Raw genomic sequence first — 25,522 nt, 5'->3', positions numbered from 1 at the left:
GCCATTAACACCTTTCTCTCTTTACTCGGGACGTTTGGATGTCCTAATGCCTGCCTTTAACAAGGCAGCTTTAAACCCGCAACAGCCGCTTTATCTGCAATTATTGTAACATAAGGATGTTTTTTCAGAGCAGAGGCTGGAAAACTTTCTGTTAATTCCCCATTTAACAGCTTAAACATGGCATCATTCTTGGATTCTCCAGAAACTAAAAGTAAAATTTCCTTGCTTCTTAATATGGAAGCAATCCCCATAGTAATAGCTTTGGTTGGTACTTCCTCTATATTGTTAAAAAATCTGGCGTTAGCTTGAATGGTTGACGGCGCTAACTGAACAACATGCGTGTTGGAACGAAAGGAGGTTCCTGGTTCATTAAAGCCGATATGACCGTTTTGGCCAATTCCCAGCAGTTGCAAATCAATCCCGCCATGTTTTTCGATTAAATCGTCATAATAAAGACATTCAGCCTGCATATCTTTAACAATCCCTCGCGGAATAAAGGTTTTACTATCATGGATATTGATATGGTTGAACAATTGCTCATTCATGAAATAACGATAGCTGTTTTTATTGTCGCCGGAAAGCCCTATATATTCATCCAGATTAAACGTTGTAACGTGTTGGTAGGAAGTTCCGTTCTTCCGATGATCGGCAATTAAATTTTTGTACGTTCCAACAGGAGTACCGCCTGTAGCTAGACCAAGCTTTATTTTAGGATTATTTATAACTTTTTCGATGATATATTCTGCCGCTTTCAGACTCATTTCGTTATAATCTTTGACTTCAATAATTTTCATTTTGTTTCTGCCTCCTTTTTAAAAGCAACTGCTCCCCGGCAAAGAGTCATGAAGACTTCCATATTGTTATCAAGAATGACGATGTCCGCATCTTTTCCTGCCGCAATGCTGCCTTTCTTGTCATATATATTTAGCTGTTTTGCCGGATTCACGGAAGCCATTTGAACAGCCTCTTCAAGAGTACAGCCTGTAAATGATAGGACATTTTTTACTGCATGTCCCAATTTCAAAATACTGCCGGCCAGAGTGCCATCCGCAAGTGTAGCTTTGCCATCTTTCACGGTTACCTCTTGGCCGCCAAGGTCATAATGGCCATTTTTCAAGCATTTAGCCCGCATCGAGTCAGTAATTAAGATAATTCCTTCACTCTGTTTTTGTTTAAAGGCAAGTTTGACCATTTCCGGATGAACATGCACCCCATCAACAATCATCTCTGCCTTTAACTCTTCATGCAAAAAGGCAGCACCCACTATGCCGGGTTCACGATGATGAAGGCCTCTCATTTGATTGAATAAATGTGTTACATGATTGGCACCGGCTTTTACTGCTTCCCCTACCTCTTCAAAGGTGGCATCCGAATGTCCGATGGAAGCAATAATACCGTTTTCCCTTAAATAACGGACCATCTCTAAACCGCCTGGCCGCTCGGGAGCTAAGGTGACAAGTTTAATCATTCCATTGGATCGTTCTTGCCACTCTTTTAATAATGAGAGATTTGGATCTATGATGTATTGGGTAGGCTGTGCTCCTGCGCGGCTGGCATTGACAAACGGCCCTTCCAAATGGATCCCAAGAATTTCTGCCTGTCCTTTATCCGGTTGATTGGAAATATATTCACCAGCATTGATAACGGCTTTTTCGATTTGTTCTGGTTCCTGGGTCATGGTGGTGGCTAAAAAGCTTGTTGTTCCTTCACCAGGCAAAGACGACGCCATGTTGTCCAAGGCTTCTTTTGTTGCATCCATCGTATCGGCACCGTTCACTCCATGAATATGGACATCAATGAATCCCGGTACCGCCATATAATTAGAAGGAACCTCAATTATTTCAAAGTTTTCTTCATTGGAAAGATCCTCTAATCTCCCAACTTCGATGATGTGGTTATTTTCAATTTTTATATATCCTTTTTCAATAATGCGATCTTCTGTATAGATTTTTATATCTTTAATTAAGATAAGATTATCTATATGGTTCATTTTCATTACTTCCTTTCAGATTCTCACTTAATATTAGCATTACTTTTTTCTAGTTGTCTATACCAATTTTTATTTAGAAAATACATCAGAACGCTTCCAACCTTTATAAACATTGATTTATCAAGTATTTGAATAATTTTAAAAAATAACATTTTTAAATTGGTATAGACATCTATAATCAGCTGGTGGTATATTTGTTCACGAAAAGCGCTTTCAGCTAAGATTATCTTTTGATAAAAGGAGAGAAAACATCATGTTAGGCTTTTTACAACGAATTGGTAAAGCACTCATGCTCCCTATCGCCGTATTGCCGGCTGCGGGATTGCTGCTCCGTTTTGGGCAGCCTGATTTATTGGATATACCGTTTATTGCCAATGCGGGGAATGCCATTTTTGCTAACCTTGCTTTGATATTTGCGATTGGGGTCGCAATGGGATTTGCTAAAGATAATAACGGCGCCGCAGCATTGGCTGGTGCCATTGGGTATTTAGTTTTAACAGAAGGAACAAAAGCAATCGATAAAAACATCAATATGGGTGTCCTTGGAGGGATTCTCACAGGGATTATCGCGGGACTGCTTTACAATCGCTACCGTGATGTGAAGCTTCCTGAGTGGTTAGGATTCTTTAGCGGCAGACGTTTTGTTCCGATTATTACATCCGTAGCGATGGTCATTTTAGCGGGAATTGCTGGGTTTGTTTGGCCGCCGATCCAGGATGCGATTAATGGCGTTGGCAACTGGATTATTGGCTTAGGCGCTGTTGGTTCCGGTATTTTCGGATTCTTAAACCGCTTGCTTATTCCTTTAGGTTTGCACCATGTATTAAATAGCTTATTCTGGTTCCAGTTTGGCGAGTTTCAAGGCAAGGCCGGGGATATTGCCCGCTTCTTCGCAGGCGATCCAACAGCTGGAGGATACATGACCGGATTCTTCCCAATTATGATGTTTGGACTTCCGGCAGCAGCATTTGCCATTATTGCTGCGGCTAAACCGGAAAAGCGAAAAGCAACTTCAGGGATGTTTATCGGCCTGGCGTTAACGTCATTCTTAACTGGTATTACCGAACCAATAGAATTTTCTTTCATGTTTATCGCACCACTGCTATACGGAATTCACGCTGTCTTAACAGGGTTGTCCATGTGGATTACTTCCCTTTTAGGAATTAGGGATGGATTTACTTTTTCAGCAGGTGCGATCGACTATTTGTTAAATTTCAATATCGCTGAAAAACCTATCTTGTTATTAGTTGTCGGCCTTGTTTATGCTGTTATTTATTTCGCCATTTTCTATTTCTTAATTAAGGCACTTGATATTAAAACACCAGGACGTGAGGACGAAGCTGTGGAAGAAATTTCAGAAGCCCCAGCTGTCACAACTGCTCGCGGCGACAAATATGAAACAATGGCCTACCATTTCATCAATGATATCGGCGGCCGAGAAAACATTACAACGATTGATAACTGTACAACCCGCCTCCGCTTAAATGTGAAGGATATGGATAAAGTTAACGATTCTGCCTTGAAAGTGCATGGAGCTAAAGGGATCATGAAATTGAATAAAACGAACCTTCAGGTTGTTGTCGGCACTGAGGTTGAATTTGTGGCTGATGCCATGAAGAAAATGGATATGAATGTGGTAAATATCGATAAAAACGTTGGAGATAACACACCTGTAGTTTCAAACGGTCTCCAGCCGCTGACTGATAAAGACTTTGTGATGCCTATTGAAGGGGAAATCATCCCGCTATCCGAGGTTCCTGATCAGGTATTCTCGCAAAAAATGATGGGTGACGGCTTTGGCATTGTGCCTGCCAACGGGGTTGTTGTTTCACCTGTAGACGGGAAAATAATGAATGTGTTTCCAACGAAACATGCGATTGGCATCAAATCGAAGCAAGGTTATGAAATTTTAATCCATATCGGTTTGGATACCGTTAATTTAAAAGGTGAAGGATTTAACGTACTTGTTCACGAGGGCCAGCAAGTAGTAAATGGTCAAGAAATTCTGAAGTTTGATTTGGATTTTGTTAAGAAATCCGTACCATCTGTTGTAACACCAGTTATCTTCACAAATTTAACAAAATTAAATGTAAAGAAGCTTGGAAAAGCGGAACAAGGTAAGAGCGGAATCTTATCAATTGAATAGAAATAAAAGGCTGTCGAAAAACTTTCGATGGCCTTTTATTTTTGGCTTTTCAATATTTTGATTATTCATGATTTTATTTACACTTTTTAGCCATATACTTACCGGAATACCTGATTTACTTTCCAAACTTATTTCTCAGGGGAAATTCACCCCAAAAAGCCAGGCGGCGAGCCTGGACAGGTAACATATGAGATCTAAAAAATACCTTTTTAAAATTTACTCGCTTGATTGGAGGATTTACTGGTCAAAAACTAGGATTTACTCGTCAACTTTTGACTTTTACTCGCCTGATTTCAAAATTTACTCGCCCAAATCAAGATTTTACTCGCCAAACCCTAACTCCTTTAGGTTAGACAAAATAAAAAATTGCCGAGAAAAATCTCGACAATCTGAGTCGCCAGGCCCAAACCTGTCGATTTCTATCAGCGATATGTCTTGCTATATAAAGTATATTTTTTAACTTTATCCATGCTAACTTCATATCCCATTCCAGGTGTAGTTGGAACGGTGATCGTTCCATTTTCAGCAATGACCTCCGGCTCAATGATATCTTCTGCCCAGTAAAGGGACGAACCGGCTGTATCCCCAGGAAGGGTAAATCCAGGCATGGCGGTCATGGCGATATTGTGGGCCCTGCCGACACCTGCCTCGAGCATACCGCCGCACCAAAGTTGGACATTGCGCTCCAGGCAGTAGTCATGGATTTTCTTAGCCTCCGTTAAACCGCCGACACGGCCGACCTTTACATTAATAATTTTACAGCTTCCCAATTTCAAAGCCTTCTTTGTATCCTCAAGCGAATGAATGCTTTCATCAAGGCAAATTGGCGTTTTTAAGTTAGCCTGCAATTCAGCATGGTCAATAATATCATTGTACGCCAAAGGCTGCTCAATCATCATAAGATTATAGTCATCCAGAGCTTTTAGTAAATTCATATCCGCTAATGTGTAAGCGGAATTCGCGTCCGCCATGAGCGGGATCTCCGGGAAAACTTTACGAACCTTATCAATTAATTCAACATCCCAGCCCGGCTTAATTTTTAACTTAAAGCGTTTATAGCCTTCCGCACGGCGCTGTTCAATGACATCCAATGTTGCCTCAATGGAATCCTTGATGCCGATACTCACGCCCACATCGATTGTTTTTTTCGTTCCTCCGAGCACACTTGCCAGCGATGCATTTTGCTCTCTAGCGTATAAATCCCAAACAGCCATATCCAGGCATGCCTTCGCCATATAGTTGCCGCGAATATGAGCAAATTTCTCAGCAAGTTCATCTGGATGGTGAATTTCACTATTTAATAAAATCGGAATCAGAAAATCCTCCAGCATGTGCCAGTTGGTTTTGACTGTTTCTTCATTATAATAAGGAGTCGGCATAGCCACATTCTCAGCCCAGCCAACAAGCCCATCCTCATTCATGATCTCAACAAGGATAAAATCTTTATCATACTCTGCCCCGAAACTTGTTACAAATGGGTAAAGCAGATCCATCTTTAAATGACGCAAGATTACTTGTTTTATTTTCACCTAGTGCCCCTCCTCCATTGATATGTATATCCTTCATTATTTCATAATTTTTCAAAAAGCCAAACCGCCGGATTCCGGCGGTTTGGCAGGCAAATTTATTCGTGGCTGAAATCACACTCTTGAAGTGGAACCATTTTCGATTTCTTCGTGATTTTATAACTTAAATAACCCAGGATAAATAATGGCAATCCAATGTAGGAAACAGCAATTCCATACCAGTCAATCTTGTCGCCAATAAAGGCTCCATAGTTGGTGCCGAGCATCGCGACTAAACATAATGCTGTAGCCAAAATTGGACCTAATGGGAACCATTTGGCGACATAAGGCAAGTCTTTCATAGCTCTGCCTTGGGCTTTATAAGCTTTTCTAAACCGGTAGTGAGTTATGGAAATAGCTAACCATGAAAGATATCCTGCCAAACCTGCAGCATTTAATAACCAATTATAAACCGTTCCGTCGCCAAACAGGGACGTAAGGAAGCATAACATTCCGACTAACGTAGTTAAATAAATGGCGTTAACCGGTACGCCGCCTTTGCTCACTTTTTTCAAAAATTTTGGTGCTTTGCCTTCCTCAGCAAGCGTCCAAAGGACACGAGAGCCTACATATAAAGAGGAATTCCCTGCCGATAAAACTGAAGTTAGAATAACAGCATTCATAGCCGCAGCGGCAAATGCAAATCCTGCGTGTTTAAACACAAGTGTAAACGGACTGACTGCAATATTTTCCAAATCGCCGCCTAATAAATTTGGATCTTTGTAACTGATTAATGCACCAATAACAAAAATCGCGAGAACATAGAACAAAAGAATCCGCCAAAAGATTTGTTTGATGGAACGCGGCATATCCCTTTCAGGATTTTCACTTTCACCCGCAGCAACACCGACCATTTCCGTTCCTTGGAAGGCAAATCCGACTACCATGAAAACACTGAAGATGGCAAACAGGCCGCCTTTAAATGGTGCTTCCCCTTTTGTGAAGTTTTCAAATCCGCCAGTATGACCGCTCATGATTCCAAAAATCATTAATAAACCAATGGCGATGAAAACAATAATCGTGACAACCTTGATTAGTGAAAACCAGAATTCTGCTTCTCCATATCCTTTAACAGATAAAATATTTAAGGCAAAAATAATAGCTAGAAAACTTGCACTCCATACGATTCCCGGTGTATTAGGAAACCAGTATTTCATGATTAATGCAGACGCAGATAATTCCAAGGCCAGAATGATTGCGTTATTGTACCAATAGTTCCAGCCGACCGCAAAGCCAAGAGCAGGGTCCACAAACCTTGCTGAATAGGTCGAAAACGATCCGGAAATCGGAATAAGGGCTGCCATTTCAGCCAAGCTGGTCATTAGAAAATAAACCATAATTCCCGCGATCATATAGGCTGCAAGCGCACCGCCAGGACCGGCATCATGTATGGTTGCACCACTTGCCAGGAACAGACCCGTACCAATCGTACCGCCGATGGCGATCATCGTTAAATGTCTGGTTTTGAGCTTACGTTCTAAATGTTCTTTTCCTTGGGGGGAAGCTTGAACAACAGCATCTACTTTACGAGCAGTATTTTGCATAAAACACCTCTTTTTTTAGTATTCTTCTAAAGCAAGCATTATGGTTCTTGTTAAGATTTTCGCGCCATAATGCAGTGCATCTAATTGAAAAGTCATCTTTGGATGATGCAGGCCGGGAGCAAGGCCACAGCCCAATCCAATCATTGTAGCAGGAAGCCCTGGATTTTTCACTGTGTAAAAATGGAAGTCCTCACCCCCTTGAGAAACACAGACAGGCACCACCTGATGTTCCCCAAGAATATCTTTGATAGCGTTTTCAGCAAATTTCATAGCTTGTTCATTCTTAACAGCTGCAGGAACATACTCTTCCATCTTCCACTGAACAAAAGCACCTGTTTCCTCCATTACTTGCTCCATGATTTCATGAGTCCGTTGTGTTAGGATATCCATAACCTCATTGGACTGGGCTCTGGCATCAATGGTAAAGCCCGCCGTTTCCGGAATAACATTAGATGATTCGTTATCAGTGGACAGCTGGGTCATTTTGATGGAATAAGGCAGCTTTGTTTCAATCTTAATCCCCTTAAGCTTCTGGACAATCAGCGCCGACGCTTCAATGACATTGATCCCGTCTTGCGGACGTGCCGCATGGGCTTGTCTGCCTTTAATCGTCCCTTTCACTGTCCCCGCAGAACCGTGGATAATCACAGGTGATGCATGCGAATAAGGAACCTCAAATTGCGGGCGCAGGTGAACGCCAAACAACAATTTAACCTGTTCTAGTGCACCGTCCTCCATCATCTGAAGGGCACCTTCGCCTTTTTCTTCAGCAGGCTGAAAAATAAATCTTAGCGTATGCTTCGGTTTCATGCCACTCGCAGCTAGAGCCAAGGCCGAATAAAGAGCCATCGTACTGTGGGCATCATGTCCGCATGAATGATTGGCCTTTACCACACCATCCACTTCCTGCAGAAGCGCGTCCAGGTCTGCTCTTAAAGCGATTATCTCGTCCGATTGTCCGGGAATCTCGGCGACAATTCCGTAATGGGTGGGATACGTCTTGACGAGAAGGCCTGCATTTTTCAGGCGGTTCACTAAATATTGTGATGTTTTTTTCTCTTCCCAGCTCGGCTCCGCCACTATATGTAAATCGTGATAGGTTTGAACTAGTAATTCTTTGTTCTGCTCAATATAATCAATTGGATTCATTATCAACATCTCATTTCTCATTTCTGTTTCTGCTCGTGAATTATTCACTAAAAACATTAAAATTTGAATACATTTCTTCTAATTTTTGCTGATGGGCCCGAATCCGCTCCTGGTCTTTTTCATGAATGCCTTCAATAATTAAATCAACTAAGCTAATGACCGATGCAATCGAATTGCTTCCCGTCTGGACATTTTCTTCAGTGGTCAAGACAATATCGGAAATTCTCCCAACTGGGGAAAGCATCCGGTCTGTCACCGTAATTAAGCATATTCCATTTTCCGCCACATACTCAGCCAGCTTTATGGTTTGAGTGGAATACCTTGAGAAGGAAAATACGACAACAACAGAATCTTTGGTCAGATTAGATAATTTCTCGATAAAATCCCCTGTTGGGGAGCATAAGTTTACATGGTCTCTAATTGAACCAAGCATAAAGGAAAACCAATAGGCCGCAGCATGTGAAAGCATATGTCCGGCGATTAACACTTGATCTGCCTTTATAAGCGCATCAACCGCTTTCCAAATCTCCTGGACATTTCTTCTATTAATCAATTGTTTTAAAATCTGAATCTCGTTTAAGATGACTCTCTTAAAAGGGTCGCTAGAGCCAATCGGCATAATGGTCTGCTCGCCAATGGCAGCTTGATTTTCGCGGAGCAGCTCTTCTTGAATGACAGCCTGCATCTCACTAAAGCTTTCAAAGCCCAATGCATACGAAAGGCGAATCACTGTGGTTTCACTCACTGCTGCTTGACGGCCGATTTGAAAGGCCGTTTTAAAGGCAGCTTGGTTAAGATGTTCAATCAGGTAGTTAGCCACTTTTTTTTGACCTGTCGACAAATCAGGGAATTTTTCTTTAAGCCTTTGTTGAAATGATTGTGAGTCCATTCCATCACCTCACTGGGGAATGAAGGTAATCCTTCATTCATATTATTTGTTGCAGGAAATCCTTTATTTAAGATTACACTATCACAAATTCGTCAAAATTCAAAGAAAAATTTCAATTGTTTAGATAATTCAAAAACCCACAACATCTCATTACACGAAAAAAGGCAGGTGTCTGGCACCTGCCTTTTGTTATGCAAATACTTCATTCTCCTCTTTTTGGAAGAAACTTTTCATCGCGTGGAATACGTCTGCTTTCTGCTTGAGGATATAGTGGCGGAAATGCTCATCTTTGATGTTTTTGTAGGCGGACATTAGAGTAGAGTGACGGTTGTATTGATTAACTTCTCCATAGCCAAACATATTGGATACTTTCATTAATTCCTCCACCAGCTTTACGCAGCGCGCATTATCTGATGTGAGATTATCTCCGTCTGAAAAGTGGAATGGATAAATATTATATTTGCGTGGATTGTATTTCGTTTCAATAATCTCAAGAGCTTTCCTGTATGCAGAGGAGCAGATTGTACCGCCGCTTTCCCCTTTTGAGAAAAAGTCTTCCTCAGATACTACCTTCGCCTCGGTATGGTGGGCAATAAATTCAATTTCAACCGTTTCATATTTTGTCCGTAAGAAACGGGTCATCCAGAAGAAGAAACTTCGTGCCATATACTTTTCCCATATTCCCATCGAACCGCTTGTATCCATCATCGCTAGCACCACAGCCTTAGAATCCGGCTTCACCACTTCATTCCAAGTTTTAAATTTCAAATCTTCCTTGTAAATAGGATGGAATGCCGGTTTCCCGTTCATCGCATTTCTCTTAAAAGCAGTCATCATCGTCCGCTTTTTATCGATATTGCCCATCAGCCCTGTTTTTCGGATATCGTTGAATTCAATGTTTTCAACGAGATTTTCCTGGTCTTCTTTTTTCTTTAAATTTGGCAGCTCCAATTGCTTGAAAAGGGCTTCTTCAAGCTCCATTAGAGAAACCTCCGCCTCGAAATAGTCCTCTCCCGCTTGGTCTCCGGCGCCCTGCCCTTTGCCTGGACCTTTTTGGCCGCTGTTTGATCCGTCACGCGCTACAACGTCCCCTACTTGACTCTCACCGTCACCTTGGCCCACGTGTTTGTTTTTATCATAATTATATCGAATTTTATATTCGTCCAAAGAACGTATCGGAATTTTTACCACATCTCGACCGTTAGACATGATAATACTCTCTTCTGTAATTAGATCTGGTAAATTATTGCGAATAGCCTCTTGGACTTTTTCTTGATGGCGCTGCTGGTCATCGTGGCCTTTACGGTGGAGGGACCAATCTTCTTTCGAAATCACAAATTGATGGTTATTGACTGACATTGAAAACCCCTCCTTAATGAAATCTTTCAAATAATCACACATTTTTATCAAAAAACATACAATAACGCGAATGGAAAAATGAAGTGAAATATGGATTACTTTATCCTATGCAGAAAAGGAGAATAATTTACAAATTGTTTTGACAATTGGTTCATTTGCCTATGAAAATGGACGAGCCCCTAGGCGCTGTAGCTGGACAATTTTCAAAATTAAGTGAAAAAAACAGACTGGCAGAATAACATCCACCAGTCTTTTACCCCTACCTATTTAACAAACTGCCGACATACCGTAATAGTTCATTTGCGGATGTTGAATTGTAGCCATGCTCATCAATTAAGCGGGCAACAACCTCGTTAATTTTCTTCAACTGCTGCTCATCCGGCGTTTTGGTTGAAGTCGTAATCTTCACGACATCCTTCAGGTCGGCAAACAGCTTCTTCTGGATCGCTTCACGGAGACGGTCATGGGAATTATAATCGAACCGTTTCCCCTTCCTTGCAAAAGCAGAAATACGAATTAAGATTTCCTCACGGAAGGCCTTCTTTGCATTCTCCGAAATGCCAATTTGTTCTTCAATCGAACGCATCAGCTTTTCATCCGGATTGATTTCTTCCCCGGTTAATGGATCGCGCAGCTTGGCTTTGTTGCAATAAGCCTCGACGTTGTCGAGATAATTATCCATCAGCGTTTTCGCAGACTCTTCATAAGAATAAACGAATGCTTTTTGAACTTCCTTCTTCGCAATATTATCATACTCTTTACGTGCTAAAGAGATATAATTCATATAGCGCTCGCGCAGTTCAGCGGTAATCGACGGATGCTGATCCAGACCATCCTTCAATGACCTTAACACATCCAAGGCATTTATTGACGGCACTTCTTTTCTTATAATGGTGGAAGAAATTCGGTTGATGACGTAACGTGGGTCAATTCCGCTCATTCCTTCATCCGGATATTCCTTCTTAAGTTCATCCACATCGGCGGAATTAAAGCCTTCAACACTTTGGCCGTCGTAAAGGCGCATTTTCTTAATGAGATCAATATCGCCTTTTTTCGGTTCCTTTAGTCGGGTAAGAATCGTAAACATGGATGCTACCTTTAACGTATGCGGTGCAATATGAACATCGGAAACATCACTTTCACGGATCATTTTTTCATAAATACGCTCTTCCTGGGAAGCCTTTAAGTTATACGGAATTGGCATGACGATAATCCGTGAATGCAAGGCCTCGTTTTTCTTGTTGGAGATGAAGGAGCGGTATTCGGTTTCGTTGGTATGGGCGACAATAAGCTCATCGGCACTGATGAGCGCAAATCTTCCCGCTTTGAAATTCCCCTCCTGGGTTAACGATAATAAATGCCAGAGGAATTTCTCATCACATTTCAGCATTTCCTGGAATTCCATCATCCCGCGGTTAGCCTTATTTAATTCCCCGTCAAAACGGTAAGCACGCGGGTCAGACTCTGAACCAAATTCAGCGATTGTTGAAAAATCGATGCTTCCTGTTAAGTCGGCAATATCCTGAGACTTTGGATCAGATGGACTGAAGGTTCCAATCCCGGTTCGCTTATCTTCGGAGAAAAAGATTCTTTCTACCTGAACATCTTCAATCCGGCCGCCGTACTCCTGCTCCAAACGCATCATATTGAGCGGCGATAGATTTCCTTCAATCCTGATTCCATATTCATCAAAGAAATCCTGACGTAGATGATGAGGAATCAAATGGAGCGGATCCTCATGCATCGGGCAGCCTTTAATGGCAAATACCGAACCGCGATCGCTATGGGAGTATTTTTCTAATCCTCTTTTTAACATCGTTACAAGAGTAGATTTTCCTCCACTTACCGGTCCCATTAACAGTAAGATCCGTTTCCTGACATCGAGCCTTTTGGCAGCTGGATGGAAGTATTCCTCCACCAATCGCTCTAAGGCTTCTTCCAAACCGAATAACTCATTGCTAAAGAAATTATATTTCTTCGCCCCGTTTACTTCTTCAATTCCGGCATCCTTAATCATATTATAAACTCGAGAATGCGCAGACTGTGCAACCCATGGCTTTTCCTTTAACATTTCCAAATAATCAGCAAACGTTCCTTCCCAGCGCAGTTTCTCTTCTTCTTCTCGGTACCTCTCGATTTTTTTTAAAATGTCCATAAGGCCCTCCCCCTGTAGTTGATCAGAGACGATTAATATACTCTATGCACCTTAACAATCGAACATGCGTAACCAAGACGTATTACTCTTTTCTTTTTCTTTTTTTTCATAAACTTGCCCTTTTCATTTTTAGAAGTTAGGCTATAATAATTATATGTGTATAAAATGAAAACTTGATTAAAGAAGGGGGATATACATAATGGGTACTTTTCTAATCATTTTAGTCATGATCGCATTTTTGTCGGCAATCTTTACTTCGGGATTCAACGACAAACCAGGTTCGAATAAATAAAAAAAGACTGCTCCGGCAGTCTTTTTTTATTTAAGGTTTGGATAAATTTGCTGGCGCAGTGCTTCATAAATGAGGATGGCTGCGGTATTAGACAGATTTAATGAACGAACCTTGTCATTCATCGGAATCCTTAAGGTTGCATCCTTATTTTTTTCAATGACCTCTTTTGGAAGACCGGTTGTTTCGCGGCCAAAAATAAAATAATAATCTTTAGTGGTGTCGCTGTAGTCAAAGGCTGTATGCGGCTTCATTCCGAATTCCGTTACATAATAAAATTCGCCGCCGGCATTTTTTTCATAAAATTCATCTAAAGAATTGTAGTAAACCATGTTAACAAATTCCCAATAGTCTAGCCCCGCTCTTTTCAGCATTTTGTCTTCTAAAGAAAAACCTAATGGCCCGATTAAGTGTAAGTTAGTATTGGTGGCAGCACAGCTGCGTGCAATATTCCCGGTGTTGGATGGGTTTTCTGGCTGGTATAGGACAACGTGCACTGACATGAATTTCACCTCTTAAAAAAACTCTAAAAGGTATTATACCACTTTTTCAAGAATTAGACCTTAGCCGTCAATGATGGCATAAAACTTATACTTAATATTTGGCGTATAGGCGGAGGAATCTTCATATGCCCAGTACCGCATCCGGCTGTTGTACGTGTGAGCATTCACAAGCGGCATCCCGTCCGCATCCTTCCCGGTGACGATGGTATTGTGATTAAACCGGCCGTCCCCTTCAAAATCATAGCAAATGATATCCCCGTATGTTAATTGGTCGGGGCTTGATACCTCTTTTGCTCTTAACCCAAGCTTGGATTGCGCGAAATACATTTTGAGCGAGTGGGCCACTGCCCAGCTGTAGCTCCAATTATAGCTTCGCAGCCACCAGCCTGTGCCGCGGTTTGGATAGCCCCGCATTGGCGCTTCCCCGGCATGAAGGCATTGCGAGATAAAGTTGGTACAGTCGTTTTCAAATTTTTTATAGGCCGGATTGTAGCTGTTCCACCAGCGCTCCGCGTATTGGACAGCCTGGAGTCGGTTGTATTGGTAGCTGATTCGTTCTTCATTGGGTTCAGGGGGCTCGGCTTCGGATGGGGGCGGGTTTTCGTATTGGTACTCCTGGTATAATGGCGGGTGGATTTCTTCATCCATAATTAAGGCCCCGTGATAAAACTTTGCCATTCTTTCTTCTGTCTCTTCCTCTAGATATAGACTTCCTTTTTGTTTGATTAAATATTGATAATGGGCAAGGTATTTCACCTGCTGGAAATCGTCTTCATCGGCGGTGGTAAGAATTTTTCCGGACGCTTTCACCTTAACGATTTCCGCTGACCTTTTCGAAATAGTTTCCCGTTTCTGCTCGGCTTTTGAAAAAAAGTCTTTGGCATTTCGTTGGTTCGGATTGGCAACGAATTGCTGGACCCTGAACTCAAAAAGCTGCTGAAGGGCATCACGCATTTGGCTGTTCATCTCCTTTCACTTTCATACATATGAAAGGAAGCGGGATTTAACATCAAAAAGAGCGAAACCGGTATTTGGTCCCGCTCTTTTTATTGTTACTGTTTTGGTACATATTGTTGTTTTTGCTCCTATGCGACTAGCCGCATACTTTTTTCGATCGTTGGGGCTCATAGAAAGGCTATATGCGACCGAACCGCTGATTTGTTCATGCGTTCGGTCGCATACAGCGAGGCAATAAGTTATTCCTTCTTACTTGGAGCAGTTTTTATATTCGAGAAGCAACAATCTTTTAGAAAAGAGCCTTTATTTTAAAATATTCAACCCTTTTTCAATCTCACACCGCACTTCGATATCTGCTTCCTGATCCAACGCTTTTACTAATGCTGCCTTTGCAGCGTCCCCGCCAATTTTACCAAGCGCCCAGGCCGCAGTCCCTCTTGCAACGGAACTCGCCTCGTTTTCTAGAACCTCAATTAGGTCGGCAACTGCGGTCTCATCCTTAAAATGGGCCAGCGCAATCATGGCATTCCGTTGAATCGGCTTCTTCCCTCTCCAGGATCCTGCCAGATAGCCAAAGCGATTTTTAAATTCGCGATTGCTTAATTTTAAAATTGGCTTCAACAAAGGTTTAACCGCCTCTGGGTCCGGCTCCATTTCAACATGAAAATGAAAGTTCTTACCTTTGTTATGCGGGCACGCGGTCTGACAGGAATCGCAACCGTAAATACGATTGCCGATTTTGTCGCGGAACTCATCAGGAATAAATCCCTTCGTCTGCGTTAAAAAAGAAACACAACGCTGCGCGTTAATCTGTCCGCCTTGAATCAATGCTCCCGTCGGACATGCTTCCAAACACTTCGTGCAGGAACCGCATTGATCTTCGACAAGAGAATCCGGTTCAAATGGAATACTCGTAATCATTTCGCCTAAATAAACATACGAGCCGAACTCCGGGGTAATAATGGCACAATTTTTTCCGCTCCAGCCAATTCCCGCCCGCTCGGCGACAGCACGGTCGGAGAGCTCGCCTGTATCGACCATCGATTTCAGCTGCGCTTCCGGTAGCTTCATTAAAATAAACTCCTCAAGCTTCTGAAGTCGGTCTTTAATAATATGATGATAATCTTGACCCCACGAAGCGCGGGCATAAATCCCTCGCCGTTCACCCTTTTTACTCTCCACACGGTTTGTCATTTTTGAAGGGTATGCTAACGCGATTGAAATAATCGACTGAGCACCATCCATAATTAATGCAGGAGTGGTCCGTTTTTCAATATCCGGCTCTTCAAAGCCTGATTGATAGCCCAGTTCCTGCTGGCGGATTAATCGGTTTTTCAATTCCGTGAATGGGTCAGCAGTAGTAAATCCAATTTTATCGATACCGATTTCTTTGCTGTAAGCTATGACTTCTTGCTTAAATTTTCGAACGTCCATTGGTTTAACCTCCCTTCACACGTTTTGATCTATAAAAAAGTTGTTTAATTATTATCAGCCATCTATCTATGATAAACTATTTTAAGGAAATTTTGGAGGTGGAAACGTTGGAAATTCAGGTTTCAACAGAGTTAACAGAACTGATACCCAATTTTAAAGTCGGGGTAATCGAATATAGCAATATAACAGTAGGCGAATCACCACAGATGTTAAAGGGGCGGCTTCAGCTTTTTCAGGAATCGATTTTCTTTGAGTTGGAAGAAAAAAATGTCACTGACCTTCCCGGAATCCAGGAATGGCGGAATGTTTTTAAGAGGACTGGGAAGGATCCGAACCGTTATCGCCATTCGGCAGAAGCTTTGTTCAGGAGAGTAAAAAAGCAAAATTACTTTGCGTCCGGTCAGAGTGCGGTTGATTTATATAATTTTTTCTCACTGCAATATCAAGTGCCGATTGGTCTTTATGATAGGGATTTATTGGAGGAACCAGTTGAAATTCGTATTGGAAGAGCGGGCGAGGAATATATAGGATTAAACGGCAGAAGCAATTCTCTCGAGCGGCTTATTTTAACATCTGATGCAAACGGACCGTTTGGAAGTCCTTTTGTCGATTCTGAGAGAAGCGCAGTCACCACTGCAACTAAAAATGCTTTGCAAATCATTTACCTAAGACCATCAACAGATATGGAGAACGCCAAAAAGCTGACGGAGTCCTTAATGAACATGTTTGTCCAAATCCATGGCGGAGAAGCTTTCTATCGGATTCTTGGGAATTCTTGAGAAAAAAATAAAACGCAGCGCAACGTTCTTTGCGAAACGGTACACTGCGTTGGCTACTATGTATGGAGCGGGTGATGAGAATCGAACTCACAACAACAGCTTGGAAGGCTGTGGTTTTACCACTAAACTACACCCGCATATCAAAAGTGTGAAATATTTATTAACAAATCCGACCTTTATAATATTACATATTTCACAAACTATCGTCAAGAGAAAAACACGAATTTTGTCGAATTTTTTCAAAGGTGATGAAAAGACTCTGCTTAGCCAGTGCTAGGCGATTCAAATCTTGCATTCGCATGGGCTTTGAGATGATGAAGAGTAATGATGTTTCAAGAGATAGAAGGGCAATTTTAAAAGAGAAGATGATGAATTTAAAAAAATGAGGGTGAAATATTGAATATTTCAGTTTTAGGTTGTGGACGTTGGGGGACCTTTTTGGCTTGGTATGCTAATAAAGTTGGACACAATGCTATGTTATGGGGGAGAGAAAGCTCCAGAAATTTTATAGGATTAAAAGAAACTCGAAGAAATGATTATCTTTCTTTACCAGAAGATGTAGAACTAACTAATTCATTAGAAAAAGCAATATCATTTGCAGAAATCATAATTATTTCCATTAGTGCACAAGAATTACGTTCATTTGCAAATCAATTAAGTACATTAAATACAATACAAGGTAAAACATTTATTTTATGTATGAAGGGGTTAGAAGCTAATAGTGGAAAAAGACTTTCCCAAGTATTTGGAGAAGAGGTTGGAAGAAATGTAAATACTGCAGTATGGGTTGGACCTGGGCACGTACAAGATTTCGTGAGTAATATACCAAACTGTATGGTGATCGGTTCTGACAATATTGAAGTAACCAAAAAAATTGTCCAAGAGTTAAATAGTGATTTAATTAGGTTCTACTATGGGCAAGACCTTATTGGGAATGAGATTGGCGCTGCAGCAAAAAATGTGATGGGTATAGCAGCAGGAATGTTAGATGGGTTAAATTATAGCAGTTTAAAAGGTTCACTTATGGCAAGGGGAACAAGGGAAATCTCTCGGCTTGTTAGAGCAATGGGAGGAAATGATGTAACTGTATATGGATTAAGTCATCTCGGAGATTTTGAAGCAACGTTATTTTCTGAACATAGTCATAATAGAAAATTCGGTCAGTCATTAGTAGAAGGAAAAGAGTTTGGAAAATTAGCAGAAGGTGTTGCAACTGTAAAGGCATTGATGGAATTATCCAAGCAGTATGACGCTCAACTCCCAATTTGTAATGCGTTATTTGAGATCATATTTGAGAATAAAAATGCAGAAGAAACATTAAAAGATTTATTTTTAAGACCTGTAAAATTTGAGTTTTAGAGGATGGGAAATGGCTCAGTATAGTTAAACTGAGCCATTTCTTTTAGTACAAAACACGGTACAAATTGTTTACATATTCGGCTGTATTTTCAGGTTTTTTTGCGATAGGGAATGGAACCCGTTACTAAATGGTGGACTTTTTAAATATGTTTATGAATCCAATTCACAACATCCTTATAAACTTCGTCCCTATTGAGCTCATTCAGGAGTTCATGGCGGGCATCTTCGTATAATTTATAGCTTACATCAGCCATCCCTGCCTGTTTATATGTTTGATAAGTTTTGATGACACCTTTTGAATTCGCGCCTACCGGGTCATTACTTCCGGAAATAAGGAAAATTGGCAGCCACGACGGAACAGACCTAATGTTTTCGGGTTTATTGATAGTTTCCAAGCCGAGAAGCAGATCATGGAAAAAGCCGCTTGAAAAAACACCGCCGCAATACGGATCAGCCAAATATAGATCAACCTCCTGTTCATCCCTGCTTAACCAATCAAACTCAGTCCTGGCTGGACGAAACGCTTTATTGTAGCTTCCGAAGGTTAAATTATTCATCAAAGGGCTAGGCGCCCTATCGCCTTTCGTCCTTTTCTCCCTAGAAGCAACCATTTTGCCGATTTTCCCAAGAAGACCTGGGTCACCGCCTGTGCCGGAAAGAATCACACCAGCAAGTCTATCCCCAAATATTTGAATATAGCGTCTTGATAGAAAAGAGCCCATACTATGCCCGAATAAAAAAATCGGCACATCAGGATTTTCTTTTTCGATAATGGTTGTCAGGGTTTGCATATCTTGAACAACCTTTTCGAACCCCTGCTCTTTGGCAAAATATCCGATACTGTTTGTCTTATTACCGGTTCTGCCATGGCCGCGGTGATCGTTACCGTAGACAAATATATTGTTGGAAACCAATTCCCTTGCAAACCTGTTGTAACGCATAATATGCTCGGCCATACCATGTGCCAGCTGCACAATGGCACGAGGCTTATCCTCGCTCCCCTTCACCCACTTGCTTGCAAAGATTTCCACGCCATCAGTTGATTGAAAAGAAAAACCTGTCTGCACAGCCACCACAACCACTTCCATTCTTACAATAATGATAAAAAAAGAGACCCACCCAATTACAGCATAGCAATTGTGTGAATCTCCAGTTCTCCGACACTTTGATTAACTTAACAAGAATATATAAGAGGATTTAAAGTTTGTCAACGCTTTCTTTAATTTAACATGCAATCGTCAATTCAGTTATATGAACCAGCTCCACGTTATATAAAGAGTCTATTTCTTTAATTTCGCAATAACCGGAAGTATACCTGTAGATAATCTCATAATCTTTTCCCTTGTATCTAACATGCGTATTTTGATTCAATAGACTCACCTCAATAATATTTATTAATTTAGTTATATAACTTTTTTAGAGAAGAAACTATAAGCCATTTTTACAAATTTTTTAATGCAGCTATTACTTTTGTAGTATTTTTGGTGAAAAATAATTGAACATCTCGTTGTTCATGCAAAAAAACGACTCTACTTTTCAGTAAAGACGTTCCTATCCTTCTATTAATCTATTTCAATTCTGCAGCAATGGATCTTCCCGCAACACGGCCAGTGAACAGACACCCACCCAAAAAAGTCCCTTCAAGGGCACGATAGCCGTGGACACCACCACCGCCGAATCCGGATACCTCACCGGCAGCATATAGGCCGGGAACAGGATTGCCCAATTTATTCAATACCCTTCCTGATAAATCCGTCTGCAAGCCTCCAAGTGTTTTCCGGCTGACGATATTCAAACGGACGGCAATCAGCGGGCCGTTTTTCGGGTCAAGGATTTTGTGCGGCGGTGCCACACGGATTAACTTATCACCAATATAATGACGCGCTCCGCGCATTGCTGTAATCTGAAGGTCTTTGGTAAATTTATTACCGATTTCCCTGTCACGTGCTTTTATTTGGCGTTCGATATCCGCGAAATTCAATAAATTTTCTCCTGTCAGGTTATTCATCCCTTTGACCAGGTCAGCCAAGTTATCTGCGATGACAAAGTCCTCCCCTTTATCCATAAAGGCTTTAACTGGAGCAGGCGCATCGCCAATTGCTCTCCCTAACACCTTACGAATGCTTTTTCCCGTTAAATCTGGATTTTGTTCCGAGCCGGATAGGGCAAATTCCTTTTTAATGATTTTTTTCGTTAAAATAAACCAAGAGTAGTCATAGCCTGTCTTTTTGATGGCTTCAAGGGTGCCCAATGTGTCGAAGCCCGGAAAGTTTGGTGCCTGAAAACGCTGACCGCGAGCGTCCAGCCAAATGGAGGAAGGCCCTGGCAGAATCCGAATACCATGCTTGTTCCAAATCGGATTCCAATTCTTGATGCCCTCCGTATAATGCCACATGCGGTCGCGGTTGACAATGCGGCCGCCTGCTTCCTCGGTAATGGCGAGCATTCGGCCGTCAACATACGCCGGGACGCCTGAAAGCATTTGTTGAGGAGGCTCGCCAAGCCTGCTTGGCCAATTTTTCCGAATCAAATCATGGTTGCCACCAATTCCACCGCTTGAAACTAATATGGCTTTGGCACTGTATTCAAAGCTGCCTGCAACTTCCCTGCTGCTGTCCTCCCCGCGGGCGGCGGAACTAGGGACAAGAACAGAACCACTTACGCCTGTAACAGCACCATTACTTGTAATCAGATCGTCTACCCGGTGGCGCGGCCGGAACTCCACTAGCCCATTTTTCATGTGCTCACGGACACGGCGTTCAAATGGCTCGACAATACCAGGACCGGTTCCCCAGACGATATGGAAGCGCGGCACGGAGTTCCCATGCCCATCTGCAAGGTAGCCGCCGCGTTCGGCCCAGCCAACAACTGGAAAGAAGCGAACCCCCATCCCGTGCAGCCAGGCACGTTTCTCCCCTGCCGCAAAATCAATGTAAGCTTCCGCCCATTTTCGACCCCAATAATCTTCATCGTCTTCCCGGTCGAATCCCGCCGATCCCAGCCAATCCTGCCGGGCTAGCTCTTTGGAATCCTTGATCCCCATCCTCCTCTGCTCCGGGGAATCGACTAAAAACAAACCACCGAACGACCACCAGGCCTGTCCACCCATCGAGGTATCGGGCTCTTGGTCCAAGAGCAGCACTTTTTTCCCGGCATCAGCGATTTCCGCCGTTGCTACTAGTCCGGCAAGTCCGGCCCCTACCACAATTACGTCGAACTCCATTCCGCTTTCCTCCATCTCCATCCAACGCCTATTTAAATTTTCAGATAATGATATGTTACCACCTTTTTATTATTTTTTTAATCATCATCAGAAAATTTGTGGAGATGATAACTTAATAGAGAGATCTTACTGTTAATTCTATTTGGCTATCAATGTAGAATTCCACTCGTCAACTATCTGTTCCACAAAATGAGTTACTTTCATTGTTCATTCATTCCCCACTGGAAGTACAACAGTAAATGGTTTTAAATCCTTAGATGGGACAAAGCTTGAAAAATCAAATAGCAACATTGTGTTTTCCAGTTTAAAGTTCTCAATCTTTTCTTCTCCATTTAAGTCGAATGTGGATTGGAAGTGTGCTGTTGCCTTATCAACCATTTTTACTTTATTAAAGGGAATACCATGGTTTTTAGGAGGCCAAGGATTTTCCGGGTCAATCTTGGTTAAATATTCCTTATCCACCAACCAAAAAAGGTACTCCAAATTATGGTTAATTGTTTCAAGTTGACCTTGACTCAAATTCTTCGGAAGCCCTGTAAATTGATAATCGATTACCAATTTCTCACCTTTTTGAGTAACATCATTTACCTGCAGGCCAAAATTGAACCGTGTGCTTTTTAAGGTGAAAGATTTACTATTCAAAAGCTGTTGTACTTTTGGATCTGCTGCCGATAACCGAGGATAAAAGGTAAGTGAAGTAATATCTGAATGGAGTTTGGTCATCTCTGTCCGAACGGTACTATGATATCCATCTTCTTGTTTCGATTCCTCGAGATATGTTGGGTTTTCAAACCTATACACTTTTCCTTTATTATCAACTGCTTTTGATAGATTAATTACATCACCCTTGTATTTCTCCACGGTCTCATAAATAAGCGAAGATGATGCTTTTGCGGTAAGAATCTCCTTTATACGGATTTTGACCTCATCTTTCGGGTAACCTTGCTCCTGATTAATAACAAGTGTACGATTTTTTTCTTGTTGAATGGGAATTTCAAAATTCCATTCACCTTTTATCCCATTGATATTATGAATCGTTATGGGAAGAGTAAAATTCTCCTTCAATGATTTATATGGATAGTCCATTTTCCATTGAAAGTTATATCCATTTTCCACTTTCTTAATGTCATTTGACTTTCCATTTAGCCAAGGGTCATGATCCCCTTTATAGTGTTCAAAGTTTATATCAAAGCTTACTTCACCTTTTTCGTTTCCCCCCTTTTCAACATCTTCATCTACAAATCCTGTAATGGATACCACACTGCCATCAAAGTAGGCGCTGGTCAGTTTTACAGTCACTCCATTTCTTGTAATTGCTTGATTTAATTCTGTAACTGCATTCTGATTAGCTAACTCCACACCTGTTGCATCATTAAATTCTTGAAAAATCCCGCCTATTAAAGGGGTTTTAGCTAATACCCTATTCATGGTAGGATTAACAAATCCTGAGGCAATGGTGATTCCAAGAAGAGCAGCAGCTGCCGCCACACCTGCAAGAACCCTCTTTTTCTTTGCCTTTTCCCTATTGCCTTCCTTGTTTATCCCTTTGGAAATGGCGCTAAATACTTTTTCTTTGGGCACAGGTATTTTCTCTATTGCTGTTTTGAGTTCCTTGTTATCCATGGCATTGGTCCTCCTCATTTTTAAAGGATTTTTTTAACTCCGCTTTGCCTCTGCTTAAATAGGTTTTTACAGTACTCTCTGGAATTTCCATGACACTGCTAATCGCTTTTATCGAGTAATCGTAATAGTAAAATAAGATAATCACAGTACGGTAATTCTCTCTCAGCTGCTGAATGGCGTTAAGCAGCTGTATTGATTCTTCAATGTTTGGATGTACCTGACCCGGCAGGTTTGACAATATCTCATCACTCAAAGGAACAACATTGCTTTTTCTCTTTAGGACATGTCCCGAACATCGTATGACAATCCTGGTTAGCCAGGTCATAAAATACTCCGGATTTTTTAACGAATGGATAGATGTAAAGGCCTGATAGGTTGCTTCTTGGACAACATCCAACGCATCTTCTTCGTTATGTACATAAAGATAGGCAGTACGGTAGATTCTTTCATAATGTTGTTGAACTAACTTTTCAAAGGCGCTTTTATTACCTTTGATTGCTTTTTTAACTAGCCGGTGGCTTTCTATTTCCATCTTATTTAACCCCCTTTACTAATTAGTGGAATCTATTAACAAGAAAAGTTTCAAAAAGTTTAAGTACTTTCCAAGAAAAGCATATCATGTATTTAAAATCCTACGTTCAAAATAAAAAGCAGAAACCATTTTTGGTTTCCGCTTTCTATAGCAAAACGGGAATTTACTGCTTAAAATGTAAAGTAAAATGAATATCCATTTGCACCGTATTTGCGGTGCTTTTTGTTTTCAAAAAAATAGCCCAGCCCCATATGAACTAAGCTATTCCCTGTATTTCTTTTGGAGTTTATTCAACTAAAGCTACCCGTATAATGAACAAGAATGAACTCAGTAACTTGTTAAAAATACTTTCCCTTTTGTTTTATTAGAAGATTCAACAGCGTCAATTGCCTTTTTGACATCCGACAAGTCATACTTAGAATCGACCATCATCAAACGTAATTTTTTTCCATCTATTAGCCGTATTAAATAATTAAACGTTTCTTGCCATTTTTTTGCTGAGACATTTTTATTCCAATTCCGTAAATGAAACATATTCGCATTCACTTTTGCTTGATTTACAATATCGGCCCAATTTACTTGTATCCCCGATAAAAGACCGATTGATAAAAAATGTCCATTTGGGCGGATACTAAAAGCTAATTCATTACCATCCGTACCTCCAACAGAATCAATGGCAGCATCGGCACCCATTCCACTTGTCAAGTCCATAACGGTTTCATCTAGACGACTTATAGAGGTATCGATCACATTAGAAGCACCCAGATGAAGTAATTCCTCTGTATACTTATTATTTCTAGTCACTGCAATCAATTGAAAACCTAAAATCTTTGATAATTGAGCAAAAATATACCCAATAGAAGAACCACATGCGTTAACCAATAAAACATCATTTGGTTTTAATTTTAAAACTTCCGTACAAACCACCCACGCTGTAACGGGATTAATATACATTTGTGATGCAGTAAAATCATCAATAGAATCAGGTATAGGAACGGCAAATTCTGCTGTTGTCTTAACAAACTCTTGCCATGTACCTTCCCCACGTAAAGGTAAAACCCGTTTACCAATAAGGCTTTTTGAAACTAAAGGACCCACATTCTCTACAATCCCAACTCCTTCATAACCAGGAATATTTGGTAAAGAAATTCGATGAGAATACGCCCCTCTAATTGGAATTAAATCCGAAGGATTGATAGGTCGTGCCAACATTCGAACAAGAACTTCATGTTCTTTTGGTGGTTCAATGGTTTTATATTCGATTTTTAACACATCTTTAGGACTGCCGAATTCAAAGAAATTAATATATTTTGCCTCCAAAACAATATAGGCTCCTTATATAAATTAGAATTATTTAATTATAGTATTTTAGTTGGAACCCGTTAGCCACATCAAGCTTATTTTAGGTTTGTTCGAAATAGGATTGCTCTAGATTTAGCTACAATTTCTTGTTTATCATTATAAATCGAACACTCCGTGTGAATTAAAGTTTTCCCCTGTTTTTCGATTTTGGCATTTGCCATCAAGTATGTACCAGTGGCGGGTTTCATAAAGGAAACATTTAAATCAACGGTGACAGCTTGTTGTATCCCGTCTTCAGTTGCTGGTATCAAGTTTGATACGGCTACATCAGCCAAAGAAGAAATGATACCACCATGTATAACCCCTGCACTATTAATGAATAGATCCTGAACCGGCAATATGATTTGCAAATTATTATCAATCTTTTCGTATTTCAAACCTAAAAATTCGTCAAATGGTTGTCTTATAAACATCTGGTACACCTCTTGAATTAAACTGAATGTTGGTTTCACTGTGTTTGAAAAATAACCGGAAAAATTCCGCTTAAATTGGGAAATACCCGTATTCCCCTAAAAATAAAGGAAGTTTTTCCGGTTATTTTATACTAATCTTTGGATTTTGTCTTTTTTGGAGTAGTTAACCGGAATTTCTCCGCTTATATCTCCTTCTTAAGCCTCCACTATATACATTAGCCGGAAATTCTCCGCCTATAAATCTCATACCT

At 41.0% G+C, this 25,522-nt stretch carries 20 protein-coding genes and 1 tRNA gene; 3 read left to right on the top strand and 18 right to left on the bottom strand.

Annotated elements, in window-relative coordinates:
- Positions 1-56: 56 nt before the first annotated feature.
- Positions 57-794, bottom strand: a complete 738-nt coding sequence (gene nagB, locus ACFPA1_RS21575; RefSeq protein WP_213141167.1) for a glucosamine-6-phosphate deaminase — start codon at positions 792-794, stop codon at positions 57-59.
- The gene (nagA, locus tag ACFPA1_RS21570; protein WP_378585440.1) at positions 791-1,990 is read right to left on the bottom strand and encodes an N-acetylglucosamine-6-phosphate deacetylase; all 1,200 of its coding nucleotides are present in this window, start codon (positions 1,988-1,990) and stop codon (positions 791-793) included. Before nagA ends, nagB begins: the two co-directional genes overlap by 4 nt.
- 253 nt (positions 1,991-2,243) lie before the next feature.
- Here nagA and nagE point away from each other — a divergent pair, with 253 nt between their 5' ends.
- Positions 2,244-4,136: an N-acetylglucosamine-specific PTS transporter subunit IIBC gene (gene nagE, locus ACFPA1_RS21565; RefSeq protein ID WP_378585437.1), complete on the top strand. Its 1,893-nt coding sequence runs from the start codon at positions 2,244-2,246 to the stop codon at positions 4,134-4,136.
- A gap of 422 nt (positions 4,137-4,558) precedes the next feature.
- Here nagE and menC read toward each other — a convergent pair whose 3' ends face one another.
- From menC to queG, 9 genes are all read right to left on the bottom strand, one after another.
- Positions 4,559-5,665 (bottom strand): o-succinylbenzoate synthase, encoded by a 1,107-nt coding sequence (gene menC / locus ACFPA1_RS21560; protein ID WP_378585434.1) that lies wholly within the window; start codon positions 5,663-5,665, stop codon positions 4,559-4,561.
- Positions 5,666-5,760: 95 nt separating this feature from the next.
- Positions 5,761-7,245 (bottom strand): amino acid permease, encoded by a 1,485-nt coding sequence (locus tag ACFPA1_RS21555; protein ID WP_213141171.1) that lies wholly within the window; start codon positions 7,243-7,245, stop codon positions 5,761-5,763.
- A gap of 15 nt (positions 7,246-7,260) precedes the next feature.
- Positions 7,261-8,394: an amidohydrolase gene (locus ACFPA1_RS21550; RefSeq protein ID WP_378585431.1), complete on the bottom strand. Its 1,134-nt coding sequence runs from the start codon at positions 8,392-8,394 to the stop codon at positions 7,261-7,263.
- Positions 8,395-8,434: 40 nt separating this feature from the next.
- The gene (locus ACFPA1_RS21545; protein WP_378585428.1) at positions 8,435-9,283 is read right to left on the bottom strand and encodes a MurR/RpiR family transcriptional regulator; all 849 of its coding nucleotides are present in this window, start codon (positions 9,281-9,283) and stop codon (positions 8,435-8,437) included.
- Positions 9,284-9,472: 189 nt separating this feature from the next.
- Positions 9,473-10,642 (bottom strand): sporulation protein YhbH, encoded by a 1,170-nt coding sequence (yhbH, locus tag ACFPA1_RS21540; protein ID WP_378585425.1) that lies wholly within the window; start codon positions 10,640-10,642, stop codon positions 9,473-9,475.
- A 259-nt stretch (positions 10,643-10,901) separates the two neighbouring features.
- Entirely contained in the window at positions 10,902-12,797 is a 1,896-nt protein-coding gene (locus tag ACFPA1_RS21535) for a PrkA family serine protein kinase (RefSeq protein WP_213141175.1), read from the bottom strand.
- A 318-nt stretch (positions 12,798-13,115) separates the two neighbouring features.
- The gene (gene trmL, locus ACFPA1_RS21530; protein ID WP_213141176.1) at positions 13,116-13,589 is read right to left on the bottom strand and encodes a tRNA (uridine(34)/cytosine(34)/5-carboxymethylaminomethyluridine(34)-2'-O)-methyltransferase TrmL; all 474 of its coding nucleotides are present in this window, start codon (positions 13,587-13,589) and stop codon (positions 13,116-13,118) included.
- A gap of 60 nt (positions 13,590-13,649) precedes the next feature.
- Entirely contained in the window at positions 13,650-14,543 is an 894-nt protein-coding gene (locus ACFPA1_RS21525; RefSeq protein ID WP_378585576.1) for an amidase domain-containing protein, read from the bottom strand.
- A gap of 306 nt (positions 14,544-14,849) precedes the next feature.
- Positions 14,850-15,980: a tRNA epoxyqueuosine(34) reductase QueG gene (queG, locus tag ACFPA1_RS21520; RefSeq protein WP_378585421.1), complete on the bottom strand. Its 1,131-nt coding sequence runs from the start codon at positions 15,978-15,980 to the stop codon at positions 14,850-14,852.
- A 107-nt stretch (positions 15,981-16,087) separates the two neighbouring features.
- Between queG and ACFPA1_RS21515 the strand changes: the two genes are divergently transcribed.
- Positions 16,088-16,759 carry a B3/4 domain-containing protein gene (locus tag ACFPA1_RS21515; RefSeq protein ID WP_378585419.1) on the top strand — a complete coding sequence of 224 codons (672 nt, stop codon included), beginning with the start codon at positions 16,088-16,090 and terminating at the stop codon, positions 16,757-16,759.
- Positions 16,760-16,822: 63 nt separating this feature from the next.
- Here the strand turns inward: ACFPA1_RS21515 and ACFPA1_RS21510 are convergent.
- Positions 16,823-16,896: transfer RNA gene (locus tag ACFPA1_RS21510), tRNA-Gly, on the bottom strand.
- 259 nt (positions 16,897-17,155) lie between these two features.
- On the opposite strand from ACFPA1_RS21510, the gene ACFPA1_RS21505 reads away from it, so the two are divergent.
- The gene (locus ACFPA1_RS21505) at positions 17,156-18,118 is read left to right on the top strand and encodes an NAD(P)H-dependent glycerol-3-phosphate dehydrogenase (protein ID WP_378585416.1); all 963 of its coding nucleotides are present in this window, start codon (positions 17,156-17,158) and stop codon (positions 18,116-18,118) included.
- Positions 18,119-18,258: 140 nt separating this feature from the next.
- Here ACFPA1_RS21505 and ACFPA1_RS21500 read toward each other — a convergent pair whose 3' ends face one another.
- The 6 genes from ACFPA1_RS21500 to ACFPA1_RS21475 form a co-directional block, all read right to left on the bottom strand.
- Entirely contained in the window at positions 18,259-19,191 is a 933-nt protein-coding gene (locus ACFPA1_RS21500) for an alpha/beta hydrolase (protein WP_241113800.1), read from the bottom strand.
- Positions 19,192-19,685: 494 nt separating this feature from the next.
- The gene (locus ACFPA1_RS21495) at positions 19,686-21,395 is read right to left on the bottom strand and encodes an FAD-binding dehydrogenase (protein ID WP_378585573.1); all 1,710 of its coding nucleotides are present in this window, start codon (positions 21,393-21,395) and stop codon (positions 19,686-19,688) included.
- 153 nt (positions 21,396-21,548) lie between these two features.
- Entirely contained in the window at positions 21,549-22,964 is a 1,416-nt protein-coding gene (locus ACFPA1_RS21490; RefSeq protein ID WP_378585412.1) for a DUF4179 domain-containing protein, read from the bottom strand.
- Entirely contained in the window at positions 22,957-23,496 is a 540-nt protein-coding gene (locus tag ACFPA1_RS21485; RefSeq protein WP_378585410.1) for a sigma-70 family RNA polymerase sigma factor, read from the bottom strand. Before ACFPA1_RS21485 ends, ACFPA1_RS21490 begins: the two co-directional genes overlap by 8 nt.
- A gap of 327 nt (positions 23,497-23,823) precedes the next feature.
- Complete coding sequence (locus ACFPA1_RS21480) at positions 23,824-24,816, bottom strand: zinc-dependent alcohol dehydrogenase family protein (RefSeq protein ID WP_378585407.1); 993 nt, start codon at positions 24,814-24,816, stop codon at positions 23,824-23,826.
- A gap of 77 nt (positions 24,817-24,893) precedes the next feature.
- Complete coding sequence (locus ACFPA1_RS21475) at positions 24,894-25,271, bottom strand: PaaI family thioesterase (RefSeq protein ID WP_213141182.1); 378 nt, start codon at positions 25,269-25,271, stop codon at positions 24,894-24,896.
- Positions 25,272-25,522: the final 251 nt, after the last annotated feature.

The organism is Neobacillus sp. GCM10023253, from assembly GCF_042653105.1.
In the GTDB taxonomy this organism is placed as follows: Bacteria; Bacillota; Bacilli; order Bacillales; family Cytobacillaceae; genus Neobacillus; species Neobacillus citreus.
This window is presented reverse-complemented; position numbering and strand designations above follow the sequence as displayed.